At 68.4% G+C, this 21,250-nt stretch carries 12 protein-coding genes; 8 read left to right on the top strand and 4 right to left on the bottom strand.

All coding sequences use genetic code 11. The annotated features are described in order from the left end of the window. Entirely contained in the window at nucleotides 1–12,225 is a 12,225-nt protein-coding gene (locus tag E0H45_RS34685) for a hypothetical protein (RefSeq protein ID WP_131345302.1), read from the top strand. 1 nt (nucleotide 12,226) lies between these two features. On the opposite strand, the gene E0H45_RS34680 is transcribed toward E0H45_RS34685, so the two are convergent. Further along, nucleotides 12,227–12,820 (bottom strand): TIGR03086 family metal-binding protein, encoded by a 594-nt coding sequence (locus E0H45_RS34680; protein ID WP_238155515.1) that lies wholly within the window; start codon nucleotides 12,818–12,820, stop codon nucleotides 12,227–12,229. A 52-nt stretch (nucleotides 12,821–12,872) separates the two neighbouring features. On the opposite strand from E0H45_RS34680, the gene E0H45_RS34675 reads away from it, so the two are divergent. The 5 genes from E0H45_RS34675 to E0H45_RS34655 all read left to right on the top strand — a co-directional run bounded on the left by E0H45_RS34675 (nucleotide 12,873) and on the right by E0H45_RS34655 (nucleotide 15,871). Continuing rightward, nucleotides 12,873–13,292 carry a MarR family winged helix-turn-helix transcriptional regulator gene (locus tag E0H45_RS34675; RefSeq protein ID WP_131345298.1) on the top strand — a complete coding sequence of 140 codons (420 nt, stop codon included), beginning with the start codon at nucleotides 12,873–12,875 and terminating at the stop codon, nucleotides 13,290–13,292. A gap of 63 nt (nucleotides 13,293–13,355) precedes the next feature. Continuing rightward, a complete protein-coding gene (locus tag E0H45_RS34670; RefSeq protein WP_131345296.1) occupies nucleotides 13,356–14,183 on the top strand; it encodes a hypothetical protein in 828 nt (275 codons plus the stop codon). A 68-nt stretch (nucleotides 14,184–14,251) separates the two neighbouring features. Next, entirely contained in the window at nucleotides 14,252–14,662 is a 411-nt protein-coding gene (locus E0H45_RS34665; protein WP_131345294.1) for a DoxX family protein, read from the top strand. A gap of 40 nt (nucleotides 14,663–14,702) precedes the next feature. Further along, nucleotides 14,703–15,212 (top strand): sigma-70 family RNA polymerase sigma factor, encoded by a 510-nt coding sequence (locus E0H45_RS34660; RefSeq protein WP_130388757.1) that lies wholly within the window; start codon nucleotides 14,703–14,705, stop codon nucleotides 15,210–15,212. Beyond that, nucleotides 15,209–15,871: an anti-sigma factor family protein gene (locus E0H45_RS34655; protein ID WP_131345292.1), complete on the top strand. Its 663-nt coding sequence runs from the start codon at nucleotides 15,209–15,211 to the stop codon at nucleotides 15,869–15,871. The genes E0H45_RS34660 and E0H45_RS34655 overlap by 4 nt, the downstream gene beginning before the upstream one ends. Before the next feature lie 329 nt (nucleotides 15,872–16,200). On the opposite strand, the gene E0H45_RS34650 is transcribed toward E0H45_RS34655, so the two are convergent. After that, the gene (locus tag E0H45_RS34650; protein ID WP_131345290.1) at nucleotides 16,201–16,440 is read right to left on the bottom strand and encodes a hypothetical protein; all 240 of its coding nucleotides are present in this window, start codon (nucleotides 16,438–16,440) and stop codon (nucleotides 16,201–16,203) included. A gap of 53 nt (nucleotides 16,441–16,493) precedes the next feature. After that, entirely contained in the window at nucleotides 16,494–17,204 is a 711-nt protein-coding gene (locus tag E0H45_RS34645; RefSeq protein ID WP_131345288.1) for a helix-turn-helix domain-containing protein, read from the bottom strand. Between the two features lie 66 nt (nucleotides 17,205–17,270). Between E0H45_RS34645 and E0H45_RS34640 the strand changes: the two genes are divergently transcribed. Further along, the gene (locus E0H45_RS34640; RefSeq protein ID WP_131345286.1) at nucleotides 17,271–17,873 is read left to right on the top strand and encodes a flavin reductase family protein; all 603 of its coding nucleotides are present in this window, start codon (nucleotides 17,271–17,273) and stop codon (nucleotides 17,871–17,873) included. Nucleotides 17,874–17,894: 21 nt separating this feature from the next. On the opposite strand, the gene E0H45_RS34635 is transcribed toward E0H45_RS34640, so the two are convergent. Next, entirely contained in the window at nucleotides 17,895–18,167 is a 273-nt protein-coding gene (locus E0H45_RS34635) for a hypothetical protein (protein WP_131345284.1), read from the bottom strand. Nucleotides 18,168–18,428: 261 nt separating this feature from the next. Here E0H45_RS34635 and E0H45_RS34630 point away from each other — a divergent pair, with 261 nt between their 5' ends. Next, complete coding sequence (locus E0H45_RS34630; protein ID WP_165546688.1) at nucleotides 18,429–21,218, top strand: helix-turn-helix transcriptional regulator; 2,790 nt, start codon at nucleotides 18,429–18,431, stop codon at nucleotides 21,216–21,218. Nucleotides 21,219–21,250: the final 32 nt, after the last annotated feature.

The following is a 21,250-nucleotide window of genomic DNA, read 5'->3' as shown; positions in this document are numbered from 1 at the left end:
GTGGGACTGCATCTGCCGGGATGGCTGAAGGCGATCCTGGAAGGTGGTTACGAGCCGCAGGCCGACGAGGACAAGCTCTACGCGCTGGCCGACCAGTACGACCTGTGCGCGAAGTACCTGTGCGAGACACTGCCCGGTCAGATCGACGCTGCGGCGACCGGTTTCGGGTCGGCGTACCACGGGGAGGCAGGGGCCGCACTCGAAGGATTCCTGAAGCGGTACGCGCGCAACAAGGACCTGCAGGGCCCGGCGGCGTTGGCCGACGGCGCGACGCACCTGGCCGAGTTCCTCCGGACGATGGGGGACACCATCGTGCGGACGAAGCGCGAGCTGCTGATCATCGGCATCGTCAGCTGGATCACGATCCTGGCCGGCCTCGGGCCGATCATGGGAACGCTGATCCGCAAGCTCGGGCAGGAAGGCGTCAAACGGCTGCTCCTCACGCTGTTGAAGAAGCTGGTCAACCGGGAAGCGAAGAAGCTGCAGGCGAAGATGGTCGCCGAGATGGTGGCGAACGCGGCCCAGCAGACCGGCAAGTTCGTGTTCAGCCGCCAGATGGTGCCGAAGGTGCTCGGCCTCGTGGGCGCCGAGCTCGCCGACGAGGTCATCCCGCACACGCTGGCCGGCTTGTGGGGCGACCTGACCGGCCAGGACCGGCGACTCGTCGTCGACGACAACGGCAAGCCGGTGATGGACGACGACAACCACTTCGTCACCACCCATGACTGGGACTGGCGCGGTACGGCGATGACGGCGACCGGCGCCGTGGTCGGCGTACCGCTGTCGCACGGTCTCGGGAAGGGACTGGCCAAGGTTCCGGGGCTGGGGAAGATCGGGCGGACGTTCGCGAACAACGCCGTCACGTCGCCGTTGGCCAGCTCGCTGACCGCGTGGGGATACGGCGAGGGGTGGCACAACCCGAAGCTGGAGGACGCCTTGATCGCCGGTGCGCACGGCGCCGTCCGCAACTCGACCCCGAGCGACGTCCACGGCCCGCTCGAACGCGTCGGCGAGAAGGCCGGCGAGTGGGTCGGCAACAAGATCATCTCTGCTGTTCCCGGCGGCAACCCGCCTGGCCCCGACGGCGGCGGGCACGTCCCGAGCCTGCCGGTCGACCAAGGTGCTCCCGCGACGTCCGGCAGCCCCTCGACCTCCAATCCGACCTCTAACGCGACTGCGAACGCGGCATCGTCCGCCACGAGTCAGGTCGAGCAATCCTCCGTAACCCCCGCCGTCGCTGCGATCCCCAACCAGGCAGCCACCACCCAGACCACCAACACCCAGGCGACCCGCACCGCAACCGCCACTGACCAAGACCAAGCAGCCCGCCGAGACTCCGCCAAACAGTCCACGCGCTCCACCACCCCACCCGACAACAACAACCCCGACACCCCCACCGAAGAAGAAGCCGCGGAAGCCCAGTCCCAAACGCCCGAGGCGCAACCCCAGACCGCACAAGCCGAACACCAGACCCCGAACGCCCAACCCCGAACCGCAGACACCCAACAACCGGCCCCAGAAACCCATCAACCCCACGCCCCCACCGCCGAAGCCGCCCCCACCGCCCAAGCCGCGCCCCACTCACCCACACCCGGCGCCTCCCAGACCCTCACCCCGCAAGCCGACCCAACCGCCGCCGACCCCCCAACGCCTCAACTCGCCCAGACCACCCCAGCCCCCACCCCGACCACCACCGCCCCGCTCACACCAAGTACGCCGGGCACACCGATCGCGCCGAGTACGCCGGACGTGAGTACGCCGACTGGTCGGGCGCGTAGGGGGCGTGCGGATGACGTCGTACCGGAGGCGTTGCGGAGTGCTCCGGCGTACCAGGGCCTGTCCGAGGCCGACCGTCTCCGTGTCGCCGAGGCGATCGTGCGGGTGACCAACGGCGACCCGGCACGGATCGAAGGTCTGCAGCCGTTGCTGGACAGTCCGGGGCTCCGTGAGCTCGACTCCGCGCAACTGCTCGCCGAGGTCGCCCGGTGGGATCGCTACGAGCAGCTCTTCGGCCGCGCGGTCGAACTCGGCGCCCGGATCGCCGGATCGCCGGAGACCACGGACGTGAGCCAGTGGGCGTCGTACACGTGGGCCGATGCCACCGATCTGAAGGAGCTACAGGCACTGCCGGAGAAGCTGAGCACCAGCGGTCGGCGCGGAAAGCTGGTCAACCTCGACGAGCACGCCGGCGTCTACTCGATCCGGCGCGACGGCGCCGAATGGATCGTCAAGCTGGTCCCTGACGGCGAGAGTCACCGGCTGGAGCTCGCCGCCGAGTTCAAGGGTCTCGTCGCCGCGGCACAAACCGGCTACGGGCCGACGCCGTACGGCCTGGTCCGGGCAACCATCAACGGCAAGTCGTACGTCGGCATGGCGATGGGCCGGGTGCCTGGTGCGATGGTGCACTCTCCGCATCCGACGGAACCAGCGGCGCGCGCCGAGGTCGAGCGCGCCCGCCGGGCGGTGACGTTCGACACCGTGTTGCAGCTGCACGAGTACCTGCAACGCCTGCTCGCAGGCGACCACCACTCGCACGGCGAACTGCAACCTCTGATCGACCCCGAGACCGGGAACCTGCGGGTGATCGACCTCGCCGATGTCCAGCAGGTTCTCGACGATCCGCAGTACCGGAAGATCGCTCATGCCGACTACGGTTTCAGCCTGGAGGCCGACGACATCCGTCGTCAGCTGATCGACGCCGCTGTCGAGAACGCGCGCCGAGCCGCGGAGGAGGACTCCGGTCGCGCGCGTCTGCAAGGTACGTCGGTCAACCGCGGCGGGCTGAGCGTCGACGCGGTGCAACAGGCAGTGGATGTGGTGTGGCGGCGGATGCGGTTGCCGCGGGGGATCGATCTGAAGATCGTGGTCGGCGAGGACACCGACGCGTTGGCGCGGGACCACGGGATCGAGCGGAGCCGCGGCCCGCGGCCGGGGTACTTCCGGATGGAAGGCGGGGTTGGCGCCGTCTACCTGTCCGCCAAGGACCACTCCTCGGCCGACGATGTTGCGGCATCGGTCTGGCACGAGGTGGTGGGCCACTTCGGCTGGAAGCTGTTCAGCCCGGAGGTGCGTGCCGAGGTGCTCGCCGCCGTCGACGAGCTCCGCGTGCTCGATCCGGACCTCTCGGCGGACACCGATGAGTTGTACGCCGACCAGCCGTCCGACGTCCGCGCCGAGGAGTTCCTCGCCCGACTCGCCGAAGGTGGTGTCCCCACGCGCCTCCGCCAAGCCTGGAACGGGCTGCTCTCCACTCGCCTCGGCGCGATCTTCGCGAGGATCGGTGCCATCAGCAACGAGACCCTCGAGCAGGCTCGCCGCGACCATCGCCTCGAGCCGCTGTACAAGATCGTGCGCGCCCTCGTGCGGTCCATCCGCGAGCACCGCCCGCAGCACCAGCACGCCCCGTCGCCCCGGTCCCGCGCCGATCGCCCCGACGCGCCTCGGTCTCGCACGGACCGTCCCGGGCCGAACATCTCGCGGATTCGGCCGGCTCGGCAGAATCGGTACGACGGGGGCGGTCTCGCGCCGTTCAGTGCGGGCCTCGTCGAGACGTCGTACGACGACCTCGTGAGCGGCACGCCCGACGAGCAGGCTCTCGCCGCCGCCCTGCCGGCGCACACGGGCGGCGTGGTCAAGCGCTTCCTCGTCAGCGCCGTCGACGACAACCACTTCGAGATCGAAGGCGCTCGGCTCACCCCGCACCACCTCGCGGTGATGACCGACCTGTACCGGAACGTGTCGATCGCGCTCGACCTCCCACCCGGAACCTCACCGCACCTCGCCCAGAATCTCGCCAACATCATGGGCCTCGACATCACGGTTCGTACGACGGACGGCTGGCAGGTCCTGCACCCGACAGCGGACGCCACCCTCCAGCGCGAGGGAACAGTCGAGTTCGGCCCCGACGACACGATCGTCCTGCGTACGCCGGAGAACCCGGACGGCGTGGTGATCGAGGACCTCGAACCGCATCTCGGCCGCCTGCTCGGTATCGGTGGATCGAAGGCCGCGTTCGCGTTCTACGACCAGGTCGTCCTGATCGCGCACCCGACGATCGAGGTGTCGTTCTTCAAGCAACTCGGCCGAACGCGTGACCTGCTCACCAAGCCTGGCGCGGACGAAGTCATCGCCCCGCTGCGCTACACCACCGTGTTCGAGCGCGACGCGTTCGTGGCCGGCCGGTTCCCGACCATCAGCCGCGACATCTGGGCGAGCATCCCGGACTTCAACGGTCCTCAGGTTCTCCAGCCGACGCAGGCAAGCCTGGACAGCCTGCTGGCGATCCGCGCGTTCTTCCTGACGAACAACCTGGTCATCACCGACCTGCAGTTCGGCATCGACCCCGACGGCCGCTTCTGGGCGTACGACGTCGGCCGCATCCGCCCACTGCCCACCGAACTGCCCGCCGCGCCAGCCGGTGTGAACCTGGACATCTTCACCCGCGCCAACACCGACCCGCTCGAGATCATCGACGCCTGGATCGCCTGGGCCGCCGACGGTGTCCCGAACCGCACCTTCACTCCATCCGGACCGGTCCGCAAAGCACCGGCAGCACGGGAAGACCTGCAACAACCGTCGTACGACTGGGCGACGGCGATCCCGAACCATCCATCGGCAGAGCTCTACCCCGACACCCCGGAAGCGCGCGACCGCGCCGTCGCGGAGCTCGAGCATGCGTACGTGGCCGCCCGCACCGGCTATGGCCCGGTACCTGTCGGACTGGTCACGACCGAGATCGACGGCACCCGGTACGTCGGGTTCGCCGTGGAGGATGTTGATCCCGCCGTACACACGGAAGCGATCACGCTCGACACCGTCCTGCAACTGCACGACTACGTACGCCGGTTGCGGGCTCTCGGCCACCGTCCTCCCGCCGATCTGCAGCTGGCTGTCGACGAGCGCGGAAACATCCATCCGGTCAGTTCCCGCGGACTCGAGTCATTGCCGGTCGAGGTGCTCAGCGACCGGCTGCTGCAGGCTGCGATCGACAACGTGAAGCGCACGGCCGGCGACGACACTTCTCGTGATCGCCGGGTCCGTCCCGGTCGGGCCAGCAGGATCGTTCGCAGTGACTTTCGTGGTGACGGGCGTCGGATGCCGGACCGGGCTGCGGTTCGGGCTGCGGCGCGGGGCGCCGTGCCGCAGATCGTTGCGGCGGTTGCGGCTGTTCGTGGGGAAGCGCGTGATGTGGCGATCGACGGGGAGCGGATCACGGTCAGGTTGGAGGACGGGCAGCGGCTCGCCGTCACGCTCGAGGTGTCTGGCATCTTCGCCGACAGCGGGCCGGTCCGGTGGGAACGGACCGCCGGAGCGACGGACTGGGCCCAGATCACGCTGTCACCGCAGGCCAGTGACGAGGTGGTTGGACGTGCGGTCGCGCACGCGGTTGCTGGTGTGTTGTCGGCGTACCGTGGCGAGTCGGAGGTTGATCAGGCTCGAGCTGCTCGGCGCGCTGAGGTCGGGTACCTGGTCGACCGGCTGGAGCGGGGCGAGTCGTCGTACCGCTTGCGCAGGGAACTGGGGCACGTTCTGCGGCAGCTGAACAAGCTCGAAGGGCGGCGTCTTGGTGTCCCGCCGCTGCCGCGCGGCCTCCGGCAACGGGTTCGGGCCGTTCTGCCCCGGAACGCCGTCCGCGCTTGGCTGGCGGAGGAAATCGATCAGCGGGAAGACCAGCTGACCGAGCCGGCCTCCTCCCGTCCGACGCGACTGCCGAGCATTGAACCCACGCAGTCGCATGCGTCCGATCCGGCCGTGGATCGCTTTGTGCACAGGCTTTTCCAGCACTTCGCCGACCAGCCGACGGTGGAGTCGGGGCTCTCGGCGAGCCAGCAGGCGGTGCTGCGCGAGCTGCCGCTGTTCCGGCAGTTCGTCAACTGGCACGGTGCTGACCTGGCGGTTGCGTTCGGCAGGATGACTGCGGACGACTTCGCGGGGCAGATCGCCGCGGCCGATCAGCAGTCCGTCGCGGATGCGTTCGCCAAGCTTCGTAGCCTGCTCGATCAGTGCGACAACGGGCGCTCCTGGTTTCAACGCAGTACGGCAGCACGGCAGTTTGCCGAGCTGGCCGACGCTCTCGGAGTTGTTGCTCATGACAACCTCCGGGCTGCCCTCCCGCATGACCTCGCGTCCGCGGTCGCCGAGCTGGAGCCGAGTCTCGTCAAGCGGATCAACCGGTCCGTCGACAACGGCGTACGGTCGCTGCCGAGCATGCCCGCGGACCTGTCCTTCAGGTTCCTGCAGACCCTCCCCGCCGGCGCGGTGTCCGCAGCGGTACTCGCCGGGCATGGCCAGATCGGTCTCGCCGCAACGGTCCTCACCGGCAGTGCCCTCGCCTGGCCGGCCCGCACCATCATCAGCCGGTACGCCGAGGCCCACCGGTCCGACGGTGAGGCGACCACGAACAGGCGTCGGCAGGCCGCGATCGCCGGAGTCGGGGTCGGTGTGGCCGCTCTGGTGGCGCACAGCCTCCACCTCGACCCGACGTACCTCGAGGTCGCCGCCGCGGCCGGTGCCGTCCAACCCGTCAACCTCTACGCGAAGTACCTGCGGCGCCGAATGCACGCCAAGGCAGCCACCGTCGAGCAGCGCATCGCCGCCGAGCTCGACCAGAACCGCGCCACGATCCCCGAGCTCAAGGCACGCCTGGCCGACCTCGACGCCGAACGCCAACGCCTCCTGCAGCGGTACGACGCCGGCGTCCCGACCGAACTCCACCAGCTCACCGAGGTCCTCGTCCGCATCTCCACGACGTTCACGCAGTACGCCGACGCCATGCACAAGGCCGGCCTCGATCCACACACCCGACCCGACGGTCCCGAGGGTCGCCCGGTCAGCGCTTCGATCCTGCACAACGACCCGATCCACACCCGCAACCTGACCGACCTGACCTGGGCACCCGGCCGCCACCACGAGCCGAGTGTCGACGCGGAGAACGCGGCCCTGATCGCCGCGAAGATCCACCAGGCCACCAACGGCCGCTACGGCCCGTTCTCGCTGGCGCAGATCCAGTCCCACGCCGTCACCGGCCGCGGCCTGCTCGACATCGCCGCCGACCTCGTGTTCGCCGAGGAACATCGCCGTACGCCGTCCCGCAGCACCGCGGACGCCCGCGCGCTCGCGGCACGGGTCGACTTCCACCGCAGCCTGACCGCCGACCAAGCGCGAGCCGTCCCGACCAGCCTGTTCCAGCCAGAACGACCCCCGCTCGACTGGCCGACGTACGCCGAACTGCGGCCGAACGCCCTCCAGCAACAGCAGACCGAACTCACCACCCGAGCCGCCGCCCGCACCGAGAGCGCAGCGAAGGCCGAGGCCGACGCAGCCGCGATGGACGAGGCGAAGGCGACGGACGAGCTCGCCAAATCCGCCCGCCACACGGCGATCGCGGAGGCATGTACGACGGCCGCGGAGCAAGCCGACCAGGCATGCCAGGCCTGGCAGGCTTACCGCGACAACCCGAGCCACGCAACGCTCCAGGCAGCCAGGAAACAGGACGACCTGTACGAGCAGCGGCGCGCGGAGAGCCTGCCGCCGAAGGACGTCCTGCAAACCGCCACGGTCTCCGGCCAGTTACCACACCTAACTGCCCTGACGAACGAGCTAAATGAGGCGCTAGCCCAACAAAACAAGGTGTTCCGCTTCACGCCGGAGCTGCTGCACCGCACCCTGCGCGCGGAGACTCGGCGGCTGCTGTCACCCGGCGGACTCGTCCTGACCGTGGGCAACGATCCAAGAGCGGATGTCACCGAGCTGACGCAGTTCGAGCTCACCCTCGATCCGAGCGAGCTCCGAGAGGTCCTGGACAACCCGGTGCTGATCGAGGAGGCGCAGCTCGGCCAGTTGGTGCAGGGTGGCTACAGCGTCGCTACGACCACGACCCAGACGGTCGGCACCAACGGCGGCCTGAAGCTCGCTCCATTCCTGTCGGCATTGCCGGACACGAACCCACTGAAGGTCGCGGCGCTGATCTCGCCGAGTGTCGAGTACTCGAAGAACGTCGGTCTGAGCGTCACGGGCGGCGCGACGGAGTACGGGCTGCCGGGTGCCGTCGAGGTCATCCAAGGCGAGCTCCTCCGCTTCCGCTCGTCGCGCCCCAGTTGGTCGTGGCGGATGCGGACGTCCGCCGTCGGCTCCTGGTCCGCGCGGCACGTGGTCGCCGGCGGTACGACCAAAGACACCGCGACCCTCGAGCTCGGCATCAGCCACGCTTACACGGTCGGCGCGCCCAAGGAAACCGTGAGTATCCCGTCGGACGAACGCCGTACCGACCTGCCGGAACACGTCGCCACCCGGGTCGACGGCCTGAGTGAGCTGGCCGACCAGGCGATTGCGGGCCTCAGGCAACGGCTTGGTTCGCTCGACCGGGTCGGGCATGACCAGCTGCGTGGCCTGCTCACCGAGGACGCGCCGGGCCGGCTGGCCGAGACGACCCGTCCGGGCGGTCTCACCCGGATCATCACCAGCGACGGTCGCGCGGTCGCGTACGCCCAACTCGAGACGGTCGCGGTGTGGGAGCAGGCCACGTTGCTCGGCGACAGCTCGAAGGACCACAAGGTCGAGCGACTGCGGGTCGGCTTCTCGGGTACGTCGGGCGGCGAGACGTTCTCGGCCGGCGACTCGTTCTCGGTCTCGGCGGGATACAGCCCGACGGCAACGCAGGACCTGGGTACGTCGTCCTGGGACCTCGGACCGAGTGGAAAGGCCGGCCTGAACGCAGGTCACGACACCTCGGTGAACACCGGCGACACCGCGATCCATCCGAGCGTGCAACGCATGCAGCCGACCGTCGGCATGAAGCTGCGCCTGGAGCACCGCCTCACCATCCATCGCGTCGACCAGGCCGGCAAGTTCACGCTGACGTCCGCCGGTGACGCCGTACTGCGGATGCCCGAGAACGACGCGTACCGCTACGGACTCCCGGTCCCGTCGTCGGCAATTGTCCGCGACCAGGACGGACAACCAAGGTACGGCGTGGACGGGCGGCAACTGCTGCGTGGCGACCCGCAGCCGACCGACAAGGCCATCGGGCTCCCGGTGTGGATGCACAGGGGCTGGCGCCACGTCGAGGAGGGACCGTACCGGGACCAGGAGGGCCGGCAGCCGATCCGTGGTGCGGGACCCGCTCTCGTGCAGGAGCTCAGCGGCGCCGACGAGGCTCTGCAGGAGTTCCTCGAGCACCTGTCCGCGAAGGGCCTGATCCCGAACGGCGAGCTCGGCGGGAAGGACCCGGCCCTGGCCGCCAGCCAGCTCGCGAACCTCGAACGCGTCGGTCAGCAACTGGCCCGGCACCGCCTGGAGACCGGCTACGATCCGGCCGCCCAGGAAGGCATCGTGCTCCGTCTCGACCGGCACCGCACCGGTTTCCCGCCGGAGCAGCACACGTACCGGATCAGGCTCCGGTCGTACACCGGCGAGGCCAAGTTCCTCGGGCTCTCCACCGGCGAGACCGTGGTCAACCTCGACATCGGCTCGAACACCACCAGCCGGTCCGGCGGACGGTCCAGAAGTCTTCCCTGGCAGGCCAAATTCGGCTTCAGTGACAAGCCTCGGTCGGGCGAGGAAGGCCCGACGCCGGAGATCACTCCGAGCTACGGACGCTCCTCGCTCGGCCGGTTCATCAGCTGGGCGACCGGAAGTACGGTGAACCGTGTCTCGCTGACCGAGAGCACTGCGCCGGTCGCGGTCTTCGAAGTACCGCACACCATCGTCATCACCGAGGTCGGCCACGAATCCAAGCCGATCGTCACCGTCGACGGCACCGCCCGGCTCTCGATCGACAGCGAGTTCTGCCGGCGTGACGACACCGAGCCGACGCTGGCGATCGAGGGCAAGGTCGACCCGTTCTTGTTGCAGTCGGCAACCTTCCAGGCAGTCGACGTCGGCGATCTGGTGGGGCGGCTGACCGCCAAGCTGCCACAGCTCGCCCGCGGCGACAGCTCCGCGCTGCACCACCTGAGTGCGTTCCTGAACCCGCGTAACCTGGCGGCGCGCCCCGAGTTGCTCACCGCGCCGTACCAGACCAGCCTGCTGGTCACCCCCGCGCCGTCGAACGTCGACCAGGCGTTGACCCAGCGCGGTGTGACCACCGGCCGAGCACGGTTGACGGTCGACACGACGCTGCTGAACCTCAGGTACGTCGGCTCCGGACACCCGGTGAACGGCGAGATCAACCTGACCCTGGGCAGCTCGACGATCACCACCGGATCCTCGACCAGCGGCACGTTCGGCCTCGGCGGCGGTACCGGCGCGGTCGGGACGGACGGGTCGTCGTACGGCGGTTCGCTCAGCGGGAGCCGCTCGAAGGACCGGTCGACGAGCAGCACCGAGACGCAGATCGGCGGCGTGGAACGGCTCGCGATCCGCGACGGCGAGCACTACCAGTTCTGGGCCGACCTCGGGGTTGTCGCGGAGCTGCGGGCTGTCGGCGCGGAGCCGCGTGCGGCTGAAGTGCGCAGCGGCGCGGTCATGCTGACGCTGCCGGAACGGGACGCACTGCGGCTGTACGGACTGGGAAAGCTCGACCTCCCGACCGCGAAGGTGAACGAAGCCATCGAGCGCCTGCTCGACGGCGAACTGGACCTTCCGTCGCGAACTGTGTTGGCGCTCGCCCGCCGGCAAACGGACCCCGTTCAGCACGAACGGTTGGAATCGATGCTGCGCGAGACGGTCACGCTCTTGCGGATGAACTGGTGGCTGGACCGGATTCGGCAGCACCGGGCTGGGTTGGTCTCCTTGCTCGACGCCGTGATGCCCACGGCCGAAGAGCTGATCGAGCGCGGGTCGATTGTGCGGCTACCCGACTTCTACGACACCACGATGGGCGCCGGAGTGATCGACCAGATGTCTCTGCAGGACCCGGACGGCAACGAAACCGATCTGTACCGCGAGGCCCTCGCCGCCGTCGACGACAGTGCGCCGGAGGCCCTCGACGACCCGGTGCTGGCAAGCGGCCTGCGCGGGGACCTCGCTGGGCGGCGTGGGCACGGGCATGTCGACAACCTGCTCAGTGAAAGTGGTTTCGTGACCGAGTACCCGACGGGTGACGGTCGGCAGGAAAGGCTGCGAATCAAGCTGGAGTACGTCGGCCCGATCAGGATCGACGGCGTACCGGGCGCCGGCGGTAAGGAGAACGCGTCCAACATCTTCCATACCTACGACTTCCGCGAGGAGGGCCGCAGCGTCACAGCCGCCACGACGTACAACCCCCAGGTCGGCGGCGCGCTCGGTGAAGTCGGATCGGGTACGGCGGGGGTCGGGACGGACCTCGGTACGTCGACGACCGCATCAAGCACGGAGCAGAACACCCGGATGACGCGCGCCTACTGGAATCTGACCACGCGGGTGTCTCGCGGCTACCGGATCACCATTCAGGTCAACGAGGCCACGACGCGCACCCTGACCGGTGAGATGACGCTGCTCGTTCCGGCGTCGGTGGTCAACGCTCCGATGCCGGAGGCCGCCGACACGGAAGAGGTCGCGCTCCCGCGCGGGACGGTCGTCGAAGGGACGATCGCCCGCAAGCTGTTCACGACCGTCCACAGCAGGCTCGGGAAGCCGGACATGCTCACCGCGGAAGGCGCTCGCGTCCACCGGACCGCCCTGGAGAACATGATGTCCGCCGCCACGCGACTGGCCGCGTTCGAGCGGATCGCCTCGCCGGAAGGCCACACGATGGTGCAGTTGCCGGTGCCGGGTCGCCGATCGCGCGTGGTCGCCGTCCAGGTCCGGGCCAAGTTGTCCAACGTGCAGTTGGTGGCCGAGGGGGACGCGCAACTCGGCCAGATCGACCGGCAGCAACGGATCACGCAACTGACGACGAAGAGCAACAGGCTGCTGCCGGCGTCCCGGTCGCTGAGCGGGTCGAACCCGGCCGGGATCCAGGGCGGTCTGTCCAGCGGCGAACAGGTCGGCGAGAAGAGTTCGGACAGCACCGGCAACCGCAACGAGACGACGATGAACGAACGCGGCCAGGTCGTCACGGTGAAGGTCGACGTGGACTACCACCTGCGCTACGAGGATCGCCGCCTCGACCGGAACGGCGGCTTCCAGGTCGCTTCGACGGACACCGGTTCCTCCCATGGAACGGCGTACCTGACGATGTTCCGCCACGAGTACGACGCCCTCCGCGGCAAGTCCTCCACGCCGCCACCGCCGCCGACGGAGACCGAAGGCAACCTCCACACCGCCGGCAGCATCCCACCCCCCAATCCCTCGGGAGCCAGCTAGCTCAGTTCGGCCAGGCGGGGTTGCGGCCGAGGTGGGCGACGATGCGGTCGAGGGTGTCTTCGCCGGACCACGGTACGTCGGGTGCGAACGGCGTACCCGGGGCGACGCGGACATCGCCGGTGGGCACGACCTGGGCCACGACCTGCGCCGCCTCGAGGGTGGCGGGGGTGAAGGTCACCGTCGTACCGAGGGACTTCGCGACGTCCCAGCTGTGCACCACGTAGTCGATGAAATGGAAGCTGAGCGCCTGGCCACCGGGGAACGCGGCGTCCGGGCCGAACTCGGCGAGCGTGAACGTCCGGTCCACGACCCCCGGCTGCGCGAACGCGTCCAGGACGTGCTCGGCCGATTCGACGTACGCCTTCACCGGGTCGTCGCCGAGATCGCGGACCTTCCAGATCACGGGGTCGGACTCGCCGCGAGAGGCAGCCGCGAAGCCGTAGTGCTGGGTGGCCATGTGGGCGAGCAGACCGTAGAGGGTCCAGGCCCGGCACGGGGTCGGCCTGGACAGGTCGTCAGTGGTCGCGGTCGAGACGAGCTCGATGCTGGTCCGGACGGCCTCGGCGTCGAGCTGAACGTAATCAATAGTAGGCATACGCATATCGTAAGCGACAGCATATGATTGCGCCAGTGCTACCTTTTCGGGCATGGCAACCGAGCGCCCCGACCTCGCGGCGATGCTGTATCCGCTGGTGCGGGAACTGATCGCGCTCGAACTGCCCGTGCTCGCCGCGCACGACGTCTCGATGTGGGGCTACTCGGTGCTCACCGCGCTCGACGACACGCCGGTTCGCACCCAGGCCGCGCTGGCCGAGGCGATCGGTGCGGACAAGTCCCGCATCATCGGCACCCTCGACGAACTCCAGAAGGCCGGCCTGATCGAGCGCACCCCGGACCCCGCGGACCGTCGCGTTCGCCTGCTCTCGATCACACCCCTGGGCCGCCGGGTACGCCGTGCCGTCCGCAAGGAGATCCAGGCGCAGGAGGAGCAGGTCCTGGCCACGCTCGCGCCGGCCGACCGCAAGACCTTCCTCCGCATCCTGCAGCAGTTCCACGCTTCACGCTGACGGTGGAGGCCGATCCCTCGCGCGGGTGATCCGAGCGCGGCCAGGGCTCAACAGACTGGCCGTATGAGGCGAGCGGTCGTGGTGTGGGCGGTAGCGTACGGCGGTCTGCGGATCTGGTTCGCGACCGGCCACGCACCCGAGTGGAAGCTGCCGGGTGACGACCTGCTGATCCCGAACTGGGTGTCGGTGATCGGCTGCCTGGTGACTGCCCTCGCCATGATCCGTATCCGGCCGCGGCTGCTCTGGGCGCTCGCCGCGGGCTGGCTCGCCGCGGCCGGCTTCATCCTGCTCGACCTGGTCGCCACCGTTCTGCCCGGGCTCGGCATCCCGCACGATGTACCCGGGATGCTCAGCCGACTCGGCGCGGTCGCCGGCGCCGTACTCCTCGGCAGCCTCGCCAAATCCCATCAGCCCGAGGCCAAGCCCTGGCCGCCGTGGGTCTCGACCGCGGGCGCGTGCCTCGCGGCCGTCGGATGCCTGACCAGGCTAGGGGCGCAGGCAGTCGTCGGTTTCGAGCAGGTCCCGTACGGCGGCAACCTGTCGATCGTCCTCTTCGAAGGCGGCTTCGTCCTCGCGGGAACCGTCCTCCCGTTCCTCCTCGTGCACCGCATCGGCCGGTACTTCCCGCGCTGGCTCCTGCTGCTCCCCGGCTACACGATCGGCGCCGGCATCACGGCGTACTTCACGGTCGGCCTGCTCCAGATGATCGTGAACGTGGTCCAGGGTCAGCCCGCGTACGACGATGTCGGCCTCCCGCAGAGCTTCTTCTGGGTCGCGGTCCCGGCGTACGTCGTCTGGGGCGCCGGCCTGACCGTCGCCGCCCGCGGGTACCAATTCGCCACCCGAAAGGCAACCGATTCGGAGTGTGATCTTCAAATCACGCAGCGTTGAACCAAGTAGAGCACTCAATCGTTCGAACCAGGCACAAGACCCATCCACACCGCGAGGAGTGAGGCCCTGTGCAGGTGCTTGAGCGTTTTCAGAAAGAAGTGACCGGCGTCTTCCGGATCGTCGTCGGGTTCCTGTTCGCCACCCACGGCGCGGCCGCGCTGTTCGGCGTCCTCGGGACCGAGCAGGTCGGCGCGTTCGTCTGGCCGTCCTGGTGGGCGGCGTTGATCCAGACCGTCGGCGGCGCGCTGGTGATGATCGGGCTCGGCACCCGGTACGCCGCGCTGCTGTGCTCGGGATCGATGGCCTACGCGTATTTCAGCGTGCACCAGGCGGGTGCTTTGTTGCCCGTGCAGAATGGTGGCGAGAAGGCGGCCCTGTTCTGCTTCGCCTTCCTGCTGATCGCCTTCCTGGGGAACGGCGCCTGGTCGGTGCAGCGGGCAGCGAAGGCATCAGCGCAGGCAGCCGCAGCGACCAAATGACCTGATGTCAGACCCGCAGTCCCACAGAGCAGGAGCGCCGATGGCCGACGACCGGGCGACGCTGCTGCGTGAGCTGCACGATGTGCATGCTCCTGCGCTGTGGCGGTTCGTCGTCCGGTTGACCGGCGACGACCGGCTGGCAGAGGACGTCGTCCAGGAGACCCTGCTCCGGGCCTGGCGGCGGCCGAACATCCTGGCCGAGGACGAGGCGGGCGCCCGGGCGTGGCTGTTCACGGTGGCGCGCAACCTCGTCATCGACGACCGGCGCAGCGCCCGGGTCAGCCGGGAGGTCGCCAGCGACGACCTCCCGGAGAACCCGAGCGCCGACCACGCGAACGCCGTACTGGATGCGTGGCTGGTGGCCGAGTCGCTGGCTCAGCTGTCGGAGGAACATCGGCAGGTGATCGTTCGTGCGTACTACGGACGCCGTACGGTCACCGACATCGCCGAGGAGTTGGACATCCCGTCGGGCACCGTGAAGTCGCGGCTGCACTACGGGCTGCGAGCGTTGAAGCTCGCGCTGCAGGAGAAGGGGGTGACGAGCCAGTGAGCCACCCGTACCGGGAGTGGGACGCGGCCTATCTGGTCGGTGCGTTGTCGGCGAAGGACCGGCGCGCGTACGAGGAGCATCTGCACACCTGTGAGGAGTGCTCGGCCGGGGTCGCGTCCCTGGCAGGGATCCCCGGAGTGCTGGCCGCCTTGCCGGCCGAGCGGGCGCTGGCCACCATCACGGCGGATCCGCCGAATCTGCTGCCTGGTCTGGTCCGGAATGTCCAGCGCGACCGGCGCCGGCAACGGATCCGGTTCGGCGCGCTCACGACCGCGATCGCCGTCGCCGCCGCGGTCATCGGAGCGGTGATCATCGTCCCGCTGACCAACAACGAGCCGAAGGGTGACTACGTCGTACTGTCCCAGACCGTCTCCAGCAAGCTGTCCGCGGACGCCCGGCTGGTGCCGGAGCCGTGGGGTACGACGATCGAGATCAGCTGCCGGTACGACGAACTCGCGACGCCGAGCGAACGGGCCCGCGGATACGAGCTGTACGTCACGGACACGTCCGGAAAGGTCGAGCTGATCGCCAGCTGGACATCCTCGCCCGGAACGACTGTGAAGCCGGCGGCAACTACCAAGCTGCAGCGCAGTGAGATCAAGGCCCTGGACATCCGCAGCTCGGAATCCGGCCGCGTATTACTGGCTGTTCGTTTCTGAGCACGCATGACCGCGGTCCGTCGGGGCACCAGGAAGGCAAGAGCGGTGGTCGCTCGAGAGGCCGCCGATCCAGGCCCCGGTGTTCAGGGACGTGCACCGGGGCCGCCGTACGTCGTGATGCGGCTGCAAGAAAAATCAGGCGAATCTGTAACACTCGGGCCGTCACCAGCGATACACCCTGTGTAACGCCACTGAGGATCCCGTCCCAGGCCGACCGCCCGAAGGGTCTGGGGCGGGGTTCTCGATGCTTCTGAGGCGCCCGAGCAGCGTTACGAACGAAGGCCCCCGGTGACTCATCACCCCGGGGGCCTTCGCACTGCGTTCCCTCCCTAGGACGCTTTCTCAGTCGGGCCGTTCGACTCCGGGAGAGCGATCCGGTCCGCCGGTAGGCGTTCCGTTCGCTCGGTGCCGTCGTCGCCCTCGTACTGCACCAGAGCGGTCCATCCCGATTCCTCGTGGTCGCGGCCGATCAGCCAGCCGCGACGCCACTTGCCATCCGCGAGGACGACAACATGGCTGGGCAGAGGGAGTCGGGACACCAGATCGGTGCCGGGCTCGAACTCAGTCATGGCCGAAGGCTAGGGGGTTTCGGAGTCGAGCGCCTCCCGGACGCGTGTTACTTCTATGTTTCACGCGGGCCGGGCTGCAATTCTTTGACAACTCTCACAGGCAAACCGAACGCTTGAACCGAACCGGTCACCTTCAACGCGCGACCGCCCGGGATGTGCGTCACCCAGTCGTGTCGCAGTGCGTGCTTGCACAACGCCGCCCCGACCGCGCCGGCGAGATGCGGGCGGCGTTCGGTCACGTCCAGACACGACCGGAGGGCCGGCCGGCCACGGCGTACCTCGAGCTCGATGCCGAGATCTTCCAACCAGGCTTGGCCTTCCGCCGTCAACGCGATCCCGTCCGACCAGTCGATCAGACCGCGCTCGGTCATCGCGTCGGCGAGCGCGACTCCGAGCTTGCCGGCCAGATGGTCGTAGCACGTCCGCGCCCGCGCGAACGCGTCCCGCTTGCTCACCGCAGCCAGACTGTTCGCCACCTCGGTACGCCGCGGCGTCAACGCGGCAAGCCCTTCCAGCAACTCGGCCGTATCCGGTCCGGCGAGCTTCACGTACCGGTGCCGCCCCTGCCGCACCTCGGTCAGCAACCCGCCGCTGACCAGCTGATTCAGGTGTTCACTGATCGTCGGCCGGGACACCTTCGCCAGCCTGGCCAGCTCACTAGCAGTCCACGCCCGCCCGTCGAGCAACGCCAAACACACCGTCGCCCGAGTCCCATCGGCCAGCATCCGAGCCCACCCCGCCAACTCCTCACCCTCGGCCGTCATACCCCCATCATCCCGCCCCCACAGTTAGGCCCCCACCGAACGGTCCCGTGTCTAGCGTCGGTTCCCGTGACTCACCTGACGATCGAACCTTCCATCCTGTACGTCGGTACGCCGGTTGCGCTGCTCTCGACCGTGAATGAAGACGAGAGTGTCAACCTGGCGCCGATGTCGTCGGCCTGGGCACTCGGTGACGTTGTGGTCTTGGGGGTCGGTGCTTCGGGACAGACTGCGGTCAACCTGCGTGCGAGGCCGGAAGTGGTGATCAACTACCCGTCGCCCGATCAGTGGGATGCCGTCGAACGCCTGGCCCCGTTGACCGCGGCCGACCCGGTCCCTTCGCACAAACAGGACCGCTTCCGCCACGAACGCGCCAAGTTCACCGCCTCCGGCCTGACCCCCGTCCCCTCCGACCTCGTCACACCACCCCGAGTCGCCGAATGCCCACTCCAGTTCGAGGCCACAGTCGTCCACTCAGAACTAGATGCCAAAGGCAGCTTCCTGATCGCGCAAGCCCGAGTTGTCCGAGTGCACGCCGCCGAGGAGATCGTCGTACCAGGAACATCACACGTCGACCCAGCCGCCTGGTCGCCCCTCATCTACAACTTCCGCCACTACTACGGCCTAGGCCCCGAACTAGGAGAATCCTTCCGCACCGAAACCCCACGGTAGAGAGCCTTCACGCTGATCGGGTTACAGAGTGGCTTTGTGGCGGCGCAGGCGACCGACGGCGGCGAGTCCGGCTCCGGTGATGGCGATCCCGCCGAGTGTTCCGGCGCCGATCTGCGCCAGGTCCAGATTGAAGCCGCTGTCTGCGGTGCGGGTCGATGGTGGCTGGACATTCGCAGTCACACCGGGTTCGGGTTTGGTGATGGCGTTGGCCGGCGCGGTGATGGTCAGCGGGATGCCGGCGATGCCGATGGTTGCGGCGATGGCGGCGAGTCTGCTGATGGTCTTGGTGGACATTGGATTCGGCTCCTTCGTTAGTTGGACATGCCAATGACTGTCCGGGACAAGGAGTGCCGCCGGCATCGGGTACCCGCGCTCAGATCGGCCGTCGGTCGCCTTATATCGCCGCTACTTGGAGCGCTAGTGCCTTAGTTGCGGTCTCTGTGTCGACCAGGGCTGCTCTGCGTGGTCTTCTCGCGACTGGGAGACAAGCCGATGGCGCGATTGCGGGGTAGGACCTCTATGGATGCATGACAATCGCAGCGCATGATGGTGTGTATGGCCGACTTGATGGTCGGACGCGGGGACGAGGCTCCGGTACTGCGACGATTGATCGCTGATCTGGCGGAGCGCTCAGCAGCCGTGGTGGTTCGGGGTGAGGCGGGCATCGGTAAGACCCTGCTCGTCCGGACAGTTCTGGACGAGCAATCTGGTAGCGGTGTGCGAATCTTTCGCGGCGCCTGCGCGCCGATGTCCGGTGCGACCGCTTATAGCGGCCTCGGCGCCGCGGTGACGGCTGCGCTGAGCCAGTCGGCAGCATCCAGCCAGTTCCCGTCGGCTGCTGCGGCCCGAGCATGGTCGGTGCAGACCCTCGCCGGAGTGCTCGACGGGGACGTGGCACAGGGCACGGTTCTGCTGGTCGAGGACGTTCACTGGGCGGATTGGTCGACGCTCGACTTCCTTGCCCATTTGACGCGTAACCTGCCCGAGCGACGGTTGCTGGTCCTGCTGACATGGCGCGACGAGACAGTCGAACCCGACCGCCTGACCTGGCTGGGGGAAGTGCTTCGAACCCCGGGGCTCGTCGATCTGCCGCTTCGCCGGCTGACCGAGCAGGAGACGTTGCAGCAATTGCGCGCTCTCCAACCCGACTGCACGGCGGAGACGGTCGCTACCGTTTACGGGCGCAGCATAGGCAACCCATACCTGAACGTCGAACTCGTCCGCGGTGACCTGACGGTCCCGGCTTCGTTGCGCCAGCTGCTGCTCGCGCGTCTGCAGGCACTCTCGCCGACGGCCCGTGCAGTCGTCGCGGCCACTGGCTCATTGGCTCGCGCTCTCGATGACGATGACCTGCTGGCGGTGGCTGACTCTGCCGCCGACGCCGTCCGAGAGGCGTGTGACTCCGGTCTGGTGATCCGCGACTCGGAGGTCGGCTGCGCCGCGCGGCACCCGGTGATCGCCGAGGTCGCCTACGACCAGTTGCTGTCTTCGGAACGCCGCGACCTGCATGCGCGACTCGCGAAGCATTTGGCGGACCGGATCGGCAGCGAGACGACAGCATCGGAGCTCGCCGAGGTCGCTGAGCAGTATCACCGCGCGAGCGAACGAGATGCTGCGTTCAGTTGGGCTCTGATGGCGGCCCGTGCCGCCGAGAAGGAGTACGCGTTCGCGGAGGCCGGGCACTGGTTCGCCGTTGCGTCGTCGTTGTGGAGGCCGTCGGACCTGGCCGATGACCGGGTGCCGCAGCGCCTCGTGCTCGCCGAGCGGGCGGCGTCCCTGCTGGGCGGCGCCGGCCGGCACGCCGAGGCTCTCGCCTTGCTCGAGGCAGCGGTGCATGAATCCGACGCCGAGGTGGGCACGCTCGAGGCGTTGCTGATGCGTGGCAGGCTGCGCGCACTGGGCGACGACCTCGCCGGCGCGATGGCGGACCTGGAGCGAGCACGGCGTCTGGTGCCAGTCGAAGACGATCGACTGCTCGGCCAGGTCGCCATATCGCACGGGACGATGCTGAACGGCTACGCGCACACGGCGGAGACCGCCGAGGCAGCACAGGCGGCGCTGGAGCACGCAACCAGAGCCGGCGACACCCGGACGATCGGGCAGGCTCGGGCGATGCTTGGAGCGGTCGCCGCCAATGAGGGCCGGCTCGACGAGGCGTTCGCAGAGGTGCTGGCAGCGCTCAAGATCGCTCGCGACGTTGCCGAACCCGAGGATCTGGCCATGGCGGCGATGATCCTGACCTATGTGCACGGATTGCGCAACGACTCCGCCCAGGCCGTGGCGGTCGCGGACACCATCCAGGCCGAGCTACGCCACTTGATGGTGAACGAGCATTGGATTGAGGGCCTCCTCGAGAGCAACGCCGTCTACAACCTCTATCTCGCCGGTCGGTGGGATGAAGCGCTGAACAGAGAGGACAAGGGTCGGCCCCCGTCTGGACCGGCCTTCAAGGACTCCCAGCTCGCGCTGATACATCTTGCGCGCGGGAACCTCCAGAAGGCCGTCGAACTGATGCGCGGACAAGAGGTGTTCGCGGTCGATGATCAACCCCAGGACAAGAGCGATTACGCACAGATCACGGCCCAACTACGCCTGGTCCAGCACCGCCCGCGCGAGGCCCTGGCCCTTGTGCTCGACGCCGCCGAGCTCAGCCACGACACCGAAGACGAACTGGTGTCCGGCTCGCTGCTGTGCGTCGGTCTCGAGGCAGCGGTCGCGGCACAGTCGCCCGACGGCTTCGATCGACTCTTGACGCTCCTACCGCGCGCTGTATCCGGGGTCGAGGCTGCCGCGCTGGCTGCGAGTGTCGACGGTGAACGATCCAGGATCCGCGGCACGCCGGACCCGGCGGCGTGGCTCACCGCCGCGCAGGAATGGGCGGCACTCGGCCGGCCGTATTGGGAGGCGCAAGCCCGACTGAGGGCAGCCGAGGCGCTGCTGGCCCAGCGTAGGCAACCCGGAGCCCGAGGACGCGCGACCGGCGAGCTGGAAACGGCGCGACGGATCGCCGGCCAACTCGGCGCGGCACCGCTGCTCAGCCGAATCCAGGCGCTGGCGAAGATCGCCCGGATCCATCTCGACGACTCTGCGACCGAGCACCACGAGCACCGCGGCGCCACCGCAGATCCACAGTCACCGTTGACCGAGCGTGAGCGGCAGGTCCTTGCCTTGGTTGCGGCTGGGCGGACAAATCGTGAGATCGGCGCGACGCTCTACATGAGCCCCAAGACTGCCAGCGTGCACGTCACGCACATTCTCGAGAAGCTAGGCGTACAGAGCCGTGTCCAAGCCGCCGCCGAAGCGGTCCGGCTCGGCCTGACGGGCCACCCGGAACCACCCACCTGACGACTGCTGCCTAGTACGCGTGGGTTTAACGC

The sequence above is a fragment of the Kribbella soli genome (assembly GCF_004331345.1).
Lineage (GTDB): Bacteria > Actinomycetota > Actinomycetes > Propionibacteriales > Kribbellaceae > Kribbella > Kribbella soli.
The sequence above is the reverse complement of the archived record's forward strand: the minus strand, read 5'-3'. Positions and strand labels throughout refer to the sequence as shown.